Genomic DNA, 17024 nt, shown 5'->3' on the forward strand with positions numbered 1-17024 from the left:
GAGCAACTGGTGTTACGGGAGCCACAGGCGTAGGAGTAACAGGAGAAACAGGAGCAACTGGTGTTACGGGAGCCACAGGCGTAGGAGTAACAGGAGAAACAGGAGCRACTGGWGTTACRGGAGCCACAGGCGTAGGAGTAACAGGCGCAACTGGAGTGACCGGTTTCACCGGGGCTACAGGCGTAGGAGTAACAGGAGAAACWGGAGCAACTGGTGTTACGGGAGCCACAGGCGTAGGAGTAACAGGTACAACCGGAGTGACTGGTGTTACGGGAGCCACAGGCGTAGGAGTAACAGGTACAACAGGAGCGACTGGTGTTACCGGGGCTACAGGCGTAGGAGTAACAGGCACAACCGGAGCGACTGGTGTTACGGGAGCCACAGGCGTAGGAGTAACAGGTGCAACCGGAGTGACTGGTGTTACCGGGGCTACAGGCGTAGGAGTAACAGGTGCAACCGGAGTGACTGGAGTAACGGGAGCCACAGGCGTAGGAGTAACAGGGGCTACAGGAGCAACAGGTGTAACCGGAGCCACCGGCGCAACAGGAATCACAGGTGTTACGGGTACCTCCGTCACTGAAACATCAGCGTTTGCAGAAAATTCCAATGGAACGATTCTTGTTCTCTTAGGGGGAACAGCGGTACCCCTTCCTACGAACCAAAATATAGGAACAGGGATAACTGTCAGCGGTGGAAGTGAGACATTCACACTAGCCACTGCAGGTCGTTACTATATCAGTTACAAAGTCAACCTCACAGCTGCCCTTGCTGTTCAAACACGTATAGTACTCAACGGAACTGCTATTCCTGCAAGTGTTATATCACCTTTGCTTTCTCTGAGCCAGTTAGGTACAGACTTTATAGTTACAGTGACAGCAGGATCAACGATTCAGCTCCAATTATTCGGTATTGCCGCAACAGCAGTTCTTTCACCGCCAGGTGCTACGCTGAATATTATTCGATTAAGTTAATTATTAAGAAGCATTTTAGTCGCTAGCAATTTCAGATGCAAAAAAAAGAGGCGAACCTGCGAAGGTTCGTCTCTTAATAATCCGATCATTATCATCCCGTATTTACAGAACGATCTCAACCGCGGTATTTAATTCTGGAAGAGCCGTGAGTTGAACAAGGACATCTTTTGGAACTTCTTTATCGACAGTAAGAATCATGATAGCTGCTCCACCGATAATTTTACGTCCTACTTGCATGGATGCGATGTTGACGTCATTTTGACCAAGCAAGGTTCCCACACGTCCGATAATTCCCGGTTTATCATTGTGAGAAATGAGGATTTGGTGGCTCTCTGGAGCGATATCCACTGGGAATTTATCCAGACGTACAATTCGCTCACCGTAACCTGCAAGAAGTGTACCTGCTACGCGGCGTTCTTCAGCTTCCTGTGTTGTCACCAGAGTAACGGTGATCAAGTTCGTGAATCCTTTTGTCGTAGATGTTTGGCTAACTACAACGTTCAGATCTCTTGTTTTGGCCAAATGCATGGAGTTAACGATGTTAGCTTCTCCGCCCAGATGTCTAGCAAGGATGCCTTTTACGATGTAGCGAGTTAATGGTTGAGTATCGACCTCTGACAGATCACCCGCATAATCAATTCGGATCTCTTGAACCGCATTTTGAGTGATTTGAGCTGCAAAACTACCCAGTGTCTCGCCAAGTTTAAAGTAAGGCTGCAATTTGTTCATAACCGTAGGAGCTACCGCAGGCATGTTCACTGCATTTTTGAACGGTTCGTTACGCAAAATGTGAAGCACTTGTTCCGAAACGTCGATCGCTACATTCTCTTGTGCTTCAACAGTAGATGCACCCAAATGTGGTGTCACGATAATGCTCGGATGATTTAGGAATGGATGATCCGCTGCTGGCGGCTCGCTTTCGAATACGTCAAAGGCAGCACCAGCAACGATACCTTCATCAATAGCTTCCACGAGAGCCATTTCATCAACAACACCACCGCGGGCACAGTTCACAATGCGCATACCTTTTTTCATAACTTCGAATTGAGGACGCGAGATCATATGACGAGTCTCAGGCGTTAACGGCGTGTGAACAGTCATAAAGTCTGCATTGCGAATGATATCATCAACGCTAGCTAACTTAACTTGAAGCTTCTCTGCACGCTCTTGTGTAAGGAATGGGTCATAAGCAAGAATATCCATACCAAATGCTTTGGCACGCTTGGCTACCTCGCTACCGATTCTTCCCATACCAAGGACACCCAATGTTTTATTCCGTAATTCCACACCTAAGAAAGTTTTGCGATCCCATGTACCTTGAATGGTTTTGGCATAAGCTTGAGGAATATGACGCGCGAGCGCCATCATCATTGCAAATGTATGCTCACATGTGGTGATCGTGTTACCGTCAGGTGCGTTAATTACAATAATACCGCGTTGTGTAGCAGCTTCCAGATCAATGTTGTCTACACCGACGCCTGCGCGGCCAATAACCTTAAGGTTGGTACCTGCAGTCATAATACGATCGGTAACACGTGTCTGGCTTCGAACGAGTAGGGCATCATATTCGCCAATAATGGCAACAAGTTCATCTTCACTAAGACCGGTTTTCTTTTCAACAACCACATCATTTGCATCCACCAATTGCTGAATTCCCAGATCACTAATCGGATCCGACACTAACACTTTGTACATGGTTTCTTCCTCCTTAGGTATGTGTATCTATATCGTTAAGGCTACTCCCCATCGAAGAGGATTTCCTTAAAACCAGTTTAATCCTTCCCTCCAACAACGCGGTGTCGTAACAGAGGGGAAAGGTGTAACAATAGGGTGAATTCCACGTCTATATTTCTAAAATAATCAAAAAACTCTCAATCCACATACTGCTTGCGCAATAAGGGACGAGAGTTGTCGTGGTACCACCCTAATTCACCGCCGTTTCGCAACGACAGTCTTAGCGGTCAATGAAGACCGAAGAGGATAACGGGTCTAAACCGATTGCACCTACTCCAATGTTCAATGCAATAACTCAGGAACGCTCAAGATCATTTGCCAGCCACCGATTCTCACCAACCATCGGCTCTCTGAAAGACACAGCAACATCTTTTTTCCATCATCGTGTTTAACGTGACTAATTTTTTCATAATGTATCATGGCTAACATGACCGTGTCAATAGGCATAAATGTTTTAGTTTGAAAGTGTAGATACAGTTTGCCTATCATGGAAAACACGAATGATTTTTTATGAATGTGGTTATCTACGGCATATATTTAGCTTATTTACTAATTGTTTTGTGAAATAAGTTTTCAAAATTCGCTTTTGAGCTTATATGAGTTTATAGGCTTCTTAAACCGGGACTTGGGGCAGGTCTTGAACCAATTTGATTTTTTGGCTATCATTTAGTATACGATCCTATGGGATCGGTTTTTTCATCCATCAAATTTAAGTCAAGAGGATAGACACAGTCAATGAAAAAATGGAAGTTTCCCAAGTTTAAGATTCAGAAGGCTGAACCCCAACAACTTACCGAGCGCTTACTTCTGATCAATTTATACTTTACACAAGGTTTGACTTTAATTATTGGCGTTGTGTGGATTTTATTGCAGAAGAGAAATTTGCTTGATGTGCTTGCATTGCCTGACAATCTTCATTTTATTTGGTGGGGACTTGGTCTTGCAGTGACTATGCTTGTTATGGATCTGATTTTGTCTTATGTCATTCCTCAGGAAAGCATGGATGATGGCGGCATTAATGAGATGTTGTTCAAGAATCGACCTATTTGGCACATTGTATGTATTGCAGCCGTTGTCGCGATTTGCGAAGAATTGTTATTTCGTGGAGCGATACAACATGCAATCGGCCCTTACTGGACAAGTATTTTATTTGCAGTGATCCACATACGTTACTTACGGCATTGGATTCCAACAGGGTGGGTGTTTGTTTCAAGCTATGGATTGGGTTGGATATACTTGCAATCCGGCACATTGTGGGCGCCTATACTATGTCACTTTATAATTGATTTGGTGTCCGGATTAGCGATACGTTTTCGGAGGGAATCATGAACCAGCAATTGAGTAGAATGAAAACATACGGAAGTCAGCGTCATCGGAACTTGGAACAAAAAGAGAAATCCGAGCCTACTTTGACGCCAGAAGTGAGCATGTTTGCTGAAACGGCCGTAGCCGTTGACCAAGGGGGAGCAGCGCCGATTACTGCTATCTCCATACCTAGATCCAAACGCAAACCCCTATCAGCATCACTGGAGAGCCCGGTACTTCCAAGCCGTGCCCCAGCACGCTCCAAAACATCTCAGAAGCAGAATGAAGAAGAAAGCGTATCTGAAGCAGGTTCACTTCCTACGCGTACGGAGCTTCATCCTTCTCGCCGTTTGCGGTTAAGCAAACGTTTTGTTAATTCGCTTATCCTTCTTTTCGTTCTTCTCACGGCTAGTTTAGTGTGGTGGGGAGTAAAAGGAGCACCGCCTCTGCATACGTTCTTACCTTGGCCGGGGTAGTAGGCATCGTCTGAAATGAAGAAAAAGCAAAAAAACAGCCTTTAGTTAGGCTGTTTTTTGCTTTTTTTGTTATTTAACGTACTTTCAGTTCGATGGAGCGAGGATCTACAAAGGAGTATCCTTTCTCTTTGAGTTTTATGAGTAGCTCATCTAAAGCTTCAACCGTCCATGGCAGCTCATGCATTAATATGTTGCTCCCAGGGTTCAGTTGATCTAGCACATTTTGAATCACTTTATCCGGTCGATCCTTCGCGCTTTTATCCCAATCAAGTGATCCGTTAGACCAAGTCATGTAGAGCATGTCGTTTTTATCGACAACCGCTTTGAGTGCATCATTCCCAGAACCAAAGGGTGGACGGAAAAATTGAGGCGTTATGCCAATCGTTTCTTTAACGATATCTTGTACGGATTCCACCTGCCTCACAGCATCGGCATTGGACATTTTTTTGAGATCTTCATGATCCCATGCGTGATTACCTATGATTTGACCTCGTTCATGGATGAGCTTGAGTAAGTCCGGATTGTTTTGGACTCGATAACCATTAACGAAGAAAATTGCTTTTGCATCATGTTTATCCAACGTGTCGATTAATTGGTTAATCATGTCTTCTTCTTTAGGGCCGTCGTCAAATGTCAACAAGACCACTTTTTTCTCTACAGAATCGTCATTGGGCTTAATAAAATAATTTTCATTCATATGATACATTTTTGGGATTTCTGCTTGTGTCGATTCTGCGTCAGCATTCTGCATGGTATCAGAATTTTCTTCACGGGCAGTTTGCGAAGAAGAAGCCTCCGAAGGTTTAGACTTATCAGGATTGTTAACTTGATCTGTATCTTCGGTTTCATTGGAGTTGGCAGTCGTATCAACGGTTGGGCTAGACGTATCCTTAGGATTTTGAACAACCGTTTCGGTTTCGTTGCCACAAGCTGTCAGAAGCAAGCAAGTGGCGATTAAGCATGTCGCGGTAAGTCTAAACATCAGTAACAACTCACTTTCCTGTATTTATGCGGAATGAGATGCTGTCATCCAGCAAACAATAGTTATGATTTTAACATTTAGAGGAGGTTGGTGTAATGAAGGCTTCATCCTTTTTCTGGGGTATCGTCATTGGCGTTGCTGCAAGCTCATGGATCGCCAGAGGCAAAGTACCCATGCTGTCTTCTGGTTCGTCACGTAACATGATGGATCAGGCTAAGCATAAAATGATGGAAATGACATTTCCAGGCATGGACGGATTTAATGTTAAACCGAATGCACATAGTGACAACCATAAGAGCCCATTAAAGAAAGAAGCAAGACCAGTTACGCCGCAAGAAAAAGAAGAAAATATGAAAATGCTCAAGGATTTTATTCGTTCTAACCCAGAAGTGAAAAATGAAGTTGAGCAAATTTTGAGTCAAACACACACAACTGTACCGGGTTTATAAACCAAAACTTCTGTTTAGAATCAACCACAGTCTTTATTTACTGTGGATTGATTCTTTTTTTTGTCGATTTTACTTCGTGCATTTACAGGTATAAAATGATAACATAACTACATAGATTTATTTTCAGCACATATTGTTTTGTGCTTCATAATCTGTTATAAGACTTGCTTATAAAGGGGAGATCCTGTATGAAAATAGAACGATTAAGTCACGATAAGATACGGATTTTCCTGACCTTTGACGATCTGAGCGAGCGCGGAATACAAAAAGAAGATATGTGGCAGGAGATACCTAAAGTTCATGAACTGTTCACTGAAATGATGGATCAGGCTTATTCCGAACTTGGGTTTGATGCCACAGGTCCACTTGCTGTCGAAGTATTCGCACTTCCCGCTCAAGGTATGGTTGTCATTGTTACCCGTGGGAAATATGATCCGCAACAATATGGCTCAGGCAACGAGGATGATCTTCCTGAGGAAGTATATGAGATGGAAGTTACGCTTGAACAAAGTGATACCATCGTTTACGCCTTCAAAGATTTCGAGGTGCTCATTGAAGCAGCGCATATGCTGCGTCAACATGTCACTAACGCCGGAACACTGTATTCATATAAAAACAAATGGTTCCTACACTTGGAGCCCGATGATGTTGATTCCACCAAACATGCAGCATTGATCGCATTGCTCGCTGAATTTGGTGAGGGATCATCCGTTACACCGGCAGTGATGGAAGAGTACGGGAAAGTGATCATTCCTGAACAAGCCATTGAGGTTATCTGTACACATTTCAAACGTCAAGATTAGTTCATCATTGTAATCGCGTCTTAGTCAGAGGAGGGAATTTTCGGTGCTTTTGTTCTCGGTATTAGCGGCAGCAGTAGCTCCGGGTCTCGCCTTGTTAACATACTTTTATCTGAAAGACCGTTATGATTCTGAGCCACTTCACATGGTATTGAGAGTGTTCGTGATGGGTGTCTTGATGGTGTTACCTATCATGATCATTCAACGTGGCATGACGATTTGGCTCGGAGACAATCCTTATCTTGAATCCATCGTAATCTCTGGTGGTGTTGAAGAATTTATCAAATGGTTTGTGATATATCACATCATTTATAATCACACCGAATTTGATGAACCTTATGACGGGATATTGTATTCAGTAGCGGTATCGCTCGGATTCGCAACTGTTGAGAATGTGTTGTATGCCTTTGCGGGGAATGCCTCAGTCTCAGCGATGTTTCTCCGTGCACTGCTCCCTGTTTCAGGTCATGCGATGTTTGCAGTGATTATGGGATACTATATGGGGCGGGCTAAGTTTACCGATGGTAAGAAAAAGCGTTGGTATCTAATGTTATCCTTGATCTTACCGTTTTTCTGGCATGCACTCTACGATGTGATTATGAACACGATGGTTAATCATTGGCTATGGTTTATTGCTCCGCTCATGGCGGGATTGTGGTATGGTGCAATCGGCAAAATTACACGAGCCAATAATCGTTCTCCATTTCGTTTTGTGAAGCGAGAGGAAGAGGTTAAATTATAGAAATACGGACACACTGGTGGACATGAAGCGCATGCTGCGCACAATGCCCCGGTGTGTTTTTTTGTATGAAGAATAGAAGATCTCCGGGGAATTCTAACAGAAACGGGGATTAAGCTTATTATGCGGATTAAAATTAAAATTAGATGCAAGCAGTGTGGGGAGCGTTTTACGTTGAGGGGGAAGAAAGAAAGAGGACGGATTGAAACGGGATTTAAGCAATGTCTCTGCGATAATCGGGATCAATTTGAGATTGAAGAAGAAGGAAGAGCCTCATGGGTACAATTAAATTAGATGAGTGTGATTACTAGGGCATGTGACTGAACTGGAAATTCGATGCATAAGAGGTCTTTCTTCGATCCACAATATAGATAGCGGTTCAGAAGAAAGGAGACTTCCGATGTATAAACGTTTAAGTTCAGTCATGTTTCCGATCGTCGCAGTCCTGTTGATCGGTGCTCTCGTTTGGGGTTACCAAGAGAACCAGGAGAAAAACGCGATTCTAATTAAAGCGGAGAATCAATATCAACGTGCTTTTCACGATCTATCTTTTCATATGGATAAGTTGCATTCCGAGATTGGTAATACCCTTGCTGTTCACACAAGCTCACTTGGAATGCATCGTAAAGGTCTGATGAACGTGTGGCGACTTACCAGTGAGGCTCAAAATGAGATTAGTCAGTTGCCCTTGACCATGCTGCCTTTCCATGAAACTGATGATTTTCTTTCGCGAATCTCTAACTTTGCCTATAAGGCATCGATGCGAGATCTAACGAATGAACCTTTGAGTCAAAAAGAACTGGGCAACCTGAAGCAGCTGTACCAAAATTCATCTGAGATTACGAAGAACTTAAAAGAAGTGCAGCAAAAAGTTCTATCGGATCGTCTGCGGTGGATGGATGCAGAAACAGCTATGGCAGCCCAAGGTAAAGTCAATGACAATACGATTGTAGATGGATTCCGGTCTGTTAACCAAAAGGTACAACAGTACCCTGAATTGGACTGGGGGCCGTCGGTATCTAGTATGTACACCAAACGAACAGTGAAGAAACTAGATGGTATTCCAATGACCAAAGAACAGATTCAGAATAAAGCTGCTAAATTCTCCAATCAATCGGTGGATAATATCCAAGTACAAGAGAATGGCAAGGGTACAGAATGGGAATCATTTACTGCGTCTGTCGGACAGGCGAAAGACAGTAAACTCATGATGGATTTCACACGTAATGGTGGAATGCTGATCTCGTATAGCGACACACGTCAGATTGGAACAAAGAAAGTTTCACGTAATGAGGTTATGGCTAAAGCGGATCAATTTTTGTCCGACAAAGGGTATAAAGATATGAAAGCTGTCAATTACGATGAGTATGGGAACTTGGCTAACCTGACCTATGTGCGCAAGCAAGGCGATACCTTGATTTATCCTGAGAAAATTTCTGTTCGTGCTGGCTTGGATACAGGTGAAGTAACGGGTTTTCAAGCAAGTGACTTTGTCAACGAACATAAAGATCAACGCAACATTCCAAAAGCGCGTCTTACAGCTGAGCAAGCTCGGAAGAAATTGAATCCTGATTTTGAAGAGAGTTATGTCCGTAAATCACTTATTGAGAATGAATTCAGTAAGGAAGTGCTGTGTTACGAATTCGGTGGACGGATCAATGGAACCCGATACCGAATCTACATTAATGCGGACACAGGCATGGAAGAAGCTGTTGAGGAAATTAAACCGGTGAATGCGACTTCGTAGGATATTCACTTAAGAGCCTCACCTAATTTTTAGTAATAAAAGGACAGATCGCAAGACGGTCTGTTCTTTTATTTTGTTATTCACTATGATAAAGGTCATGGTATAATGGTCCTTGTACATATGAAGACAATACATAAAGTGACGGTGAGCAATCGTGTATCCCAAAATAAACGAAATCTTATTCATTCAAATAGCCTCAGCAGATGAAAAAGAAGCGATCAAAGAATACAAATCCCGTATTGCTGATGTGGAAGATGACAGTTTTCTGATTGAAGTTCCGATGCAGCAAGGAAGCAGCAGACTGAAAAGACTCTTTTTTGGTGAGGAATTATCGATTTATTATATTACTGAAGATGGCGTCCGGCATTATTTTAATACGTATGTTACTGGTTTTGAAGAAGATATCGTTCGACTTGTTCGTATTCGCAAACCGTTACCAGATGAAATTTCCAAAATTCAGCGCCGAAGCTTCTTACGTGTTCACGCAAATCTTGAATTAGCTATTCAAATTGAGGATCTGACGAGAGCAGTAGCTCTGACTGAGGATATTGGTGGTGGGGGTTTATCTATCTACGGGGAACCTAATTTCTCGCTGGTTGAAGGACAAAAGTTGAATTGTTGGTTACTCGTTCCTTATCGCAACTCTGCAATCGAACATGTCGCTTTTGAGGCAGAGGTTGTGCGAATCAAAGAATTAGAGACAGGCAGACAGCTCTGTATGCTGAAGTTTGTGCAAATCACGGATTCTGAGCGGCAGAAAATCATTAAATTTTGTTTCGAGCGCCAACTCGATTATCGCACCAAATAATAGTTGTAATGTTGGATAAATACGGATTGCGGTGGGTAACGTAATGGAAAAACAAAGGAGCGCGTTATGGATAACCACCGGAATTCTCTTCGATACGAACGCCTCTATTATGTGTGGTCTCATCGTATGGAAAAACGATTTCTCAAACTGATTGCGGTTCTTTGTTTGCTGCTAATCTTATATCAATTGCTTCTGCAAATTCCGTATTTGAGAAATAAAATGACGATAATCGATCACATGGAAGGAACGCCGATTCAGAACCAAATCTCGACATGGCAACAAAATTATTGATTTGCCTGTTTTTGCATCCCTCTTTATAGTGTGGTATAATTTTCACGATGCAGGCAATGCCTGTTTTTTTATTGAGGCTTAACGTTTGAGGAGGAATGCCCCGTTGGCAAGCCAGAACACATCAGAGAACGGGAAAATGAACGTCGCAATTGACGGTCCTGCCGGTGCCGGGAAAAGCACGGTGGCTCGATTAGTTGCAGAGGCGCTCGCGTACATTTACGTTGACACTGGCGCGATGTACCGTGCGGTAACTCTTCACATGATTCGGAATGAAATAAAGCCGGAGCATGTCACAGAGGTGCTTCAGGAAGCCCAGAAGCTGGTCATTGAATTACAACCGGATCCCGACGGACAGAAAGTGTTCTGTAATGGGGAAGATGTAACCTCGGAAATCCGCTCCCGTGAAGTAACGGGAATCGTGTCACGATATGCGCAAATCGAGGGGCTGCGTACACAATTAGTGGATACTCAGCGGCAAATGGCTTTGCGCAAGGGCGTCGTTATGGATGGACGCGATATCGGAACGACAGTACTGCCCGATGCGGAAGTGAAAATCTTCATGACTGCCAGTGTGGAAGAGCGTGCACTTCGCCGCTTCAAAGAACTGGATCCCTCTGAAGGACTGACGTTGGAGCAACTAGAGCGAGACATTGCCACCCGTGACAAATTGGATGAAGAGAGGGAGATTTCCCCACTTCGGTGTGCAGAGGACGCCACTGTTCTTGACACAACTGAGATGAGCATCCATGAAGTGGTTGACAAAATCGTATCTTATTGCACAATGGTCAGAGGAGAGATCGGTCTATGATTTACACATTTTGCAGCACTTTACTGCGGATCATCTACACCATTCTTTTCCGTCTTGAAGCAGTTGGTCGGGAGAATATCCCGAATGAAGGCGGCGTACTTTTATGTTCTAATCATATCAGTAATTTTGATCCGCCAACGGTGGGAATTAAGATTCGTCGTCAGGTTCGTTTCATGGCCAAAAGCGAATTGTTTGATGTTCCCGTCTTCGGCCGTATTATCAAGGCTGTAGGAGCCTTTCCTGTTAAGCGGGGAGGCGTAAGCAAGGAATCCATCAAAACCTCACTCAATATTTTGCGTGGTGGTGAAGTGCTAGGGATTTTCCCTTCGGGAAGTCGCCACAATGATGGTGGAATTGGTAAAAAAGGTGCAGCGAGCTTTGCTCTTCGAAGTGGTGCTACTGTAATCCCTACTGCTATTATCGGCAACTACAAGCTTTTTCGTAAGATGAAAGTGGTGTATGGTGCACCTGTGAATTTGGACGAGTTCAAGGAAGACCCTTCGGGTGATGCACTCGAAAGAGCAACTGAGAAAATCATGTCCAAAATCAATGAAATGGTTAAAACAGGCGTACCGAGTAAATAAGGTTATGACCTGAATTGCTGGGTGTATGTTTCCATTTTACCTGTGGGAAGCTATAGAAGCATCTAGTACTGAAAGTGTTTTGAACTCTGCTATAGGCAGGTTTGAATATAATGGGGTTTTTGAATTGAGGAGGGTATTTGACATGTCGGAAGAAATTAAAAATCAAGAAGCAACCCAAGATGAGTTGGATCAATTCGTTTCCTTGAAAAAGGGAGATACCGTAAAAGGAACCATCGTCAAATTGGAAGATAACCAAGCTTATGTAAGCATTGGATATAAATATGACGGTGTTATTCCAATTCGTGAATTGTCCTCTTTGCATGTAGACAGCGCGTCTGATGCAGTTGAAGTTGGGCAAGAAGTTGAGGCAAAAGTCCTCACTATTGACGACGAGAAAGAAAAACTCGTTCTGTCTAAGCGTGCAATCGACAGCGAAAACGCTTGGGATCAATTGCAAAAGCATTTTGAAGACCAAGACGTATTCGAAGTTGTTGTAGCTGATGTAGTTAAAGGCGGTTTGGTTGCAGACGTGGGCGTGCGTGGATTCATTCCAGCATCCATGGTTGAGCGCCATTTCGTTGAAGACTTCAGCGACTACAAAGGCCGCACACTGCGTGTTAAAGTGAAAGAGATCGACCGTGAGAACAATAAAGTGATCCTTTCCCAAAAAGACGTATTGGAGCAAGAATTCGAAGCAAACAAAGTCGAAGTTATGGCTGGTTTGCAAGAAGGTCAAGTTATCGAAGGTACAGTTCAACGCTTGACACAATTCGGTGCATTTGTTGATGTAGGCGGAGTTGATGGCTTGGTTCACGTATCCGAGCTTGCTTGGACTCACGTTGAAAAACCATCTGACATTCTGTCCGAAGGTGACAAAGTTAACGTGAAAGTGCTCAAAGTTGATCCTGAAAAAGGTAAAATCAGCCTGAGCATGAAAGCTGTTCAACCAGGTCCTTGGGAAACAGCTGGCGACAAATTCAATGCTAGCGATATCGTAACAGGTGTTGTAAAACGTCTGGTTGACTTCGGTGCATTCGTTGAAATCGCTCCTGGCGTTGAGGGACTTGTGCACATCTCACAAATCTCCCACAAACACATCGGCACTCCACATGAAGTGTTGAAAGAAGGTCAAGAAGTTCAAGTTAAAATCTTGGACATGAACCCTTCTGAACAACGTGTAAGCTTGAGCATCAAAGAAACAGAAGAAGCTCCAGCCCAAGCACCTAAAACAGAAAGACCTGCTAGAAACAATGCTCCACGTGAAGAAATCAACAACCCTAACGTTTCCTTGAGCAATCAAGGTATGAGCACTACGCTAGGCGAACTGTTTGGAGACAAACTCAGCAAATTCAAATAAGTTATCTGTGCATGGTTCTTAGTTATATACTGCATATTTTGCTGAACAATAAAAGCAAGATCGGCGAGCCCCAGGCGGGTTCGCCGATTGTTGTTATTACGAGGATAACGGTACGAAAGGTTAGCCAAGACAAGTGTTTTTTGCTATGATGAGTATCGTAAAGTATGGACAGGAGGAGTGGAATGTATGGCAAGACCCGTTGTGGCAATTGTCGGACGACCGAACGTGGGTAAATCCACTATATTTAATCGGATTATCGGCGACAGGCTGGCCATTGTGGAAGACAAGCCGGGCATTACCCGAGATCGGATTTATGGAATCGGTGAATGGAACGGCAAAGCATTCAGTATTATCGATACAGGTGGTATCGAGATTGACGGCGAGGACGTCATTATGAAATCCATCCGTATGCAGGCAGAACTTGCGATTGAAGAAGCGGATGTTATTGTATTTATGTGTGATGCCAAAGCGGGTATTACGCAATCGGATGAAGAAGTTGCAGAGATGCTGTACCGTTCAGGTAAGCCTATCGTTGTAGCCGTTAACAAAGTGGATAATATCGGGCGCAGCGAACTGATTTATGAGTTCTATGGTTTCGGGTTCGGTGATCCAATTGGGGTCTCAGGTAGCCATGGTACAGGTGTAGGCGATCTTCTCGATGCAATCGTAGAGAAGTTACCAGAACTTGAAGAAGAGACTTATGATGATGATGTTATTCGTGTAGCACTGATCGGCCGTCCGAATGTAGGTAAATCCTCACTTGTGAATGCGATCCTGGGCGAAGAGCGGGTTATTGTTAGTGATGTTGCGGGAACTACGCGTGATGCCATTGATACCCCGTTTGAAAAGGATGGTCAGCGTTATGTATTAATCGATACAGCAGGTATGCGCAAACGTGGTAAGGTGTACGAAACGACTGAGAAGTATAGCGTTATGCGTGCGATGCGTGCTATTGAACGTGCCGATGTTGTTTTGATTGTCATTAATGGTGAAGAAGGCATTATTGAACAAGACAAACATATTGCAGGTTATGCATTTGAAGCAGGCAAAGCTTCACTGTTTGTAGTGAACAAATGGGATGTTGTGGACAAAACAGATAAGACCATGAATGAATTTGAGAAAAAAATTCGGGATCACTTCTTGTTTATGACGTATGCTCCCGTGGTCTTTTTGTCAGCCAAAACAAAACAACGCTTACAAAAATTGCTACCGGTTGTTCAACATGTGGCTCAGCAACATGCACTACGTATTCAGACGCATCTGCTTAATGATGTCGTATCTGATGCTGTTGCGATCAATCCACCACCAACGGATAAAGGTCGCAGAATGAGAATTAACTATGTAACACAGGTAGCAGTTAAACCACCAACAATGGTTATTTTCGTAAACGACCCAGAGTTGATGCACTTCTCATATGAACGGTACCTGGAGAATAAAATCCGTGGTGCGTTCGACTTTGAAGGTACGCCAATTCGTATATTTACTCGGAAGAAGTCCGACGAAAGTTAGGGGAGAAGTTTGTGATTTTACAAATCGCAGCGATTGTACTGAGTTATCTACTCGGTTCAATCAGCTTTAGTGTCCTCCTTGCCAAGGCGATTCGGGGGATCGATATCCGTCAACACGGCAGCGGTAACGCAGGAGCTACGAATACATTGCGTATTCTGGGGAAAGGGCCAGCTATCCTGGTTCTGCTCCTTGACGTGCTCAAAGGGATCGCTGCGGTATGGATCGGAGTTTGGCTTAGCGGCGGTTCGGAATGGATTCCAGCGATCTGTGGTATAGCAGCTATTGCAGGGCATAACTGGCCACTATACTTCCGTTTCCGCGGGGGAAAAGGAATTGCAACGGCGATTGGTGTACTTGCCACACTCTCTCTTGTTCCTGCATTGTGCGCCGGAGTTTTCGCAATCCTGTCCATCGTATTGACACGGTATGTTTCATTGGGATCACTGATCTTTGTTGCATTGACACCTATCTTTATTCTTGTTTTACCCGGATATTCAATGACCATCTTCTGGGGAAGTCTGATTATTTGTCTGTTTGCATTCTGGAGACATCGTACCAATATTGCGAAGCTCGCCAAAGGACAGGAAAATAAATTGGGATCGAAAAACCCTGGAGGGGGAAAACGCGTTGTCTAAAAAAGTTGCTGTACTGGTTGCGGGCAGTTGGGGAACTGCTCTTGCCAGTGTGCTCGCTGCGAATCAGTTGAATGTAATGATGTGGACACGTGGGGAAGAACAAGCTGCGGAAATTAATGAGCAGCATACGAATGCTCGCTTTCTCCCTGGTGCAGAACTATCTCCGCTGATTCAGTCAACGACGGATATGGGTGCTGCGGTTGAAGGGGCATCAGCAATCGTCATTGTAGCGCCTTCTTCAGCAATGAGAGCGGTGGCACAACAACTTAAGGCTCACTACAAGCCGGAAATGCTCGTTATTCACGCAACCAAAGGGTTTGAGACGGAGAGTCTGAAACGGATGTCAACCGTTATCTCCGAAGAGCTTGAATGTGAAGAAGGACAAGTCGTTGTCCTCTCAGGTCCGAGTCATGCGGAAGAAGTGGTGAAGCGTTGCCCAACAACAGTAGTTGTCGCATCACTGGACAAGACTGCTGCTGAGTCAGCCCAAGGATTGTTTATGAATTCCTATTTCCGGGTGTATACGAACCGAGATATGCTTGGTGTTGAATTGGCAGGAGCCTTCAAAAATATCATTGCACTAGGTGCGGGAATGTCCGATGGACTTCAGTTTGGTGATAATGCCAAAGCGGCGTTATTAACACGTGGTCTTGCTGAAATTACACGCATTGGTGTGGAGATGGGTGCGAATCCACTGACGTTCTCTGGTTTGGCAGGGATCGGCGATCTGGTAGTTACAGCTACCAGTCAACACAGTCGAAACTGGAGAGCAGGCTCTATGCTGGGTCAAGGTAAGAAATTAGACGATGTTTTGAACTCAATGGGCATGGTGGTTGAGGGAATTCGTACTACACAGGCTGCTTATTTTATTTCACAAAAATATAATGTGCAAATGCCAATTGCTGATCAATTGTATCATGTTCTTTTTCAGGAGAGACTGCCACGAGATGCGGTTGAGGCTCTGATGGGCCGAGATCCCAAAACGGAGATGGAAGTCATGAAACTTGAAACTTGGGAGCAATGGCACTCCTAATCGGTGTGTCTTGTTGAACGGATCTTGAAGCTTATTCACCTTTTCTGCGGTGCACTCATACTATACACATGAGTATTACCGGAGGAGGGGAGACGAATGGGTAACAATATTTCTAAGGATGCACTGAAAGCGATCAACAAAAAAACAGGCAAAACGATTACGGAAGGTGCTGTCAAGAAGTTGGCCAGCACAGTGAAACCATCCACAATGCAGAACGAAGCTCAGTTGCGCCAATTGATTAAGCAGGTATCCGCTATGGCGAAAGTTCCGGTGTCGGAAGATACGGTTCAGGATATTGTAAGTGCGGTCAAGAAGAGCGGATTGAACCCGAACAGCATGGAATCGCTTATGAAAATGATGATGAAAAAATAATAGATCGTGCCTGCATAGGCAGTGGATGAATAAGATGAGAAAGTGAGCTGGCTTCTGCCAGCTTGCTTTTTGTCTTTTTTTTGGAAAAAACCGTTGAATTTCGTGTTATAATAATTGCAATTGTCACGGTGTCAGTGATGAATTAACGGACTGAAGGGGAGACTGTTGGATTATGAGCGCAATGGACAAGATGTGGCTGTCATTGGTTGCGATTCTGATTATGGGTTTATCTGTATTCCTAATTACGTTTGCTCGTGCCAAAACGAAAGGTATTATACGCGGGGTATTGTCCCTTATTGCATTTCTGATTATGTTAATTGGCTTTTTCGGCGGAATTGCATCTCTAACCTGAGCCTTTCCAGAGCCTGAGGGATAACATCCGAATAAGCACATCATAAGAACTGACACAATGAACACGGATGAA

Annotated in this window: 18 protein-coding genes and 1 other annotated feature; of the genes, 16 read left to right on the forward strand and 2 right to left on the reverse strand. The window is 44.0% G+C overall.

The window, feature by feature from the left end:
- The coding region (locus ASD24_RS30305; protein ID WP_056696659.1) for a BclA C-terminal domain-containing protein at window positions 1-971 on the forward strand (971 nt) is incomplete at its 5' end.
- 102 nt (window positions 972-1073) lie between these two features.
- On the opposite strand, the gene serA is transcribed toward ASD24_RS30305, so the two are convergent.
- The gene (gene serA, locus ASD24_RS14080) at window positions 1074-2666 is read right to left on the reverse strand and encodes a phosphoglycerate dehydrogenase (protein WP_056696662.1); all 1593 of its coding nucleotides are present in this window, start codon (window positions 2664-2666) and stop codon (window positions 1074-1076) included.
- 199 nt (window positions 2667-2865) lie between these two features.
- Window positions 2866-3097 (reverse strand) — a binding site (T-box leader).
- Between the two features lie 343 nt (window positions 3098-3440).
- On the opposite strand from serA, the gene ASD24_RS14085 reads away from it, so the two are divergent.
- Both ASD24_RS14085 and ASD24_RS14090 read left to right on the forward strand, forming a co-directional pair.
- Entirely contained in the window at window positions 3441-4034 is a 594-nt protein-coding gene (locus tag ASD24_RS14085) for a CPBP family intramembrane glutamic endopeptidase (protein WP_056696666.1), read from the forward strand.
- Window positions 4031-4486 (forward strand): hypothetical protein, encoded by a 456-nt coding sequence (locus ASD24_RS14090; protein ID WP_056696667.1) that lies wholly within the window; start codon window positions 4031-4033, stop codon window positions 4484-4486. The genes ASD24_RS14085 and ASD24_RS14090 overlap by 4 nt, the downstream gene beginning before the upstream one ends.
- Before the next feature lie 73 nt (window positions 4487-4559).
- Here ASD24_RS14090 and ASD24_RS14095 read toward each other — a convergent pair whose 3' ends face one another.
- Window positions 4560-5468, reverse strand: coding sequence for a polysaccharide deacetylase family protein (locus tag ASD24_RS14095; protein WP_056696972.1), 909 nt, complete (start codon window positions 5466-5468; stop codon window positions 4560-4562).
- Window positions 5469-5563: 95 nt separating this feature from the next.
- Here ASD24_RS14095 and ASD24_RS14100 point away from each other — a divergent pair, with 95 nt between their 5' ends.
- The 13 genes from ASD24_RS14100 to ASD24_RS14165 all read left to right on the forward strand — a co-directional run bounded on the left by ASD24_RS14100 (window position 5564) and on the right by ASD24_RS14165 (window position 16952).
- A complete protein-coding gene (locus ASD24_RS14100) occupies window positions 5564-5917 on the forward strand; it encodes a hypothetical protein (protein ID WP_056696669.1) in 354 nt (117 codons plus the stop codon).
- Window positions 5918-6105: 188 nt separating this feature from the next.
- Entirely contained in the window at window positions 6106-6720 is a 615-nt protein-coding gene (locus ASD24_RS14105) for a genetic competence negative regulator (RefSeq protein ID WP_056696670.1), read from the forward strand.
- 43 nt (window positions 6721-6763) lie between these two features.
- The gene (gene prsW / locus ASD24_RS14110) at window positions 6764-7459 is read left to right on the forward strand and encodes a glutamic-type intramembrane protease PrsW (protein WP_056696672.1); all 696 of its coding nucleotides are present in this window, start codon (window positions 6764-6766) and stop codon (window positions 7457-7459) included.
- Between the two features lie 397 nt (window positions 7460-7856).
- A complete protein-coding gene (gene ypeB, locus ASD24_RS14115; protein WP_056696673.1) occupies window positions 7857-9203 on the forward strand; it encodes a germination protein YpeB in 1347 nt (448 codons plus the stop codon).
- Between the two features lie 154 nt (window positions 9204-9357).
- A complete protein-coding gene (locus ASD24_RS14120; protein WP_056696675.1) occupies window positions 9358-10011 on the forward strand; it encodes a flagellar brake protein in 654 nt (217 codons plus the stop codon).
- 394 nt (window positions 10012-10405) lie between these two features.
- Entirely contained in the window at window positions 10406-11110 is a 705-nt protein-coding gene (gene cmk / locus ASD24_RS14130; RefSeq protein WP_056696678.1) for a (d)CMP kinase, read from the forward strand.
- A complete protein-coding gene (locus ASD24_RS14135) occupies window positions 11107-11694 on the forward strand; it encodes a lysophospholipid acyltransferase family protein (protein ID WP_056696680.1) in 588 nt (195 codons plus the stop codon). Before cmk ends, ASD24_RS14135 begins: the two co-directional genes overlap by 4 nt.
- A gap of 142 nt (window positions 11695-11836) precedes the next feature.
- Entirely contained in the window at window positions 11837-13051 is a 1215-nt protein-coding gene (gene rpsA, locus ASD24_RS14140) for a 30S ribosomal protein S1 (RefSeq protein WP_056696682.1), read from the forward strand.
- A gap of 186 nt (window positions 13052-13237) precedes the next feature.
- On the forward strand, window positions 13238-14560 hold the full coding sequence (gene der / locus ASD24_RS14145; RefSeq protein WP_056696686.1) for a ribosome biogenesis GTPase Der: 1323 nt from the start codon (window positions 13238-13240) through the stop codon (window positions 14558-14560).
- 11 nt (window positions 14561-14571) lie between these two features.
- Window positions 14572-15195 (forward strand): glycerol-3-phosphate 1-O-acyltransferase PlsY, encoded by a 624-nt coding sequence (gene plsY, locus ASD24_RS14150; protein WP_056696688.1) that lies wholly within the window; start codon window positions 14572-14574, stop codon window positions 15193-15195.
- Window positions 15188-16228, forward strand: coding sequence for an NAD(P)H-dependent glycerol-3-phosphate dehydrogenase (locus tag ASD24_RS14155; RefSeq protein WP_056696690.1), 1041 nt, complete (start codon window positions 15188-15190; stop codon window positions 16226-16228). Before plsY ends, ASD24_RS14155 begins: the two co-directional genes overlap by 8 nt.
- A gap of 96 nt (window positions 16229-16324) precedes the next feature.
- Window positions 16325-16600: a stage VI sporulation protein F gene (locus ASD24_RS14160; RefSeq protein ID WP_056696692.1), complete on the forward strand. Its 276-nt coding sequence runs from the start codon at window positions 16325-16327 to the stop codon at window positions 16598-16600.
- Between the two features lie 172 nt (window positions 16601-16772).
- Window positions 16773-16952: a DUF2768 family protein gene (locus ASD24_RS14165; protein ID WP_056696694.1), complete on the forward strand. Its 180-nt coding sequence runs from the start codon at window positions 16773-16775 to the stop codon at window positions 16950-16952.
- The last annotated feature ends 72 nt before the right edge of the window (window positions 16953-17024 follow it).

It is taken from the genome of Paenibacillus sp. Root52 (assembly GCF_001426865.1).
Taxonomy (GTDB): domain Bacteria; phylum Bacillota; class Bacilli; order Paenibacillales; family Paenibacillaceae; genus Paenibacillus.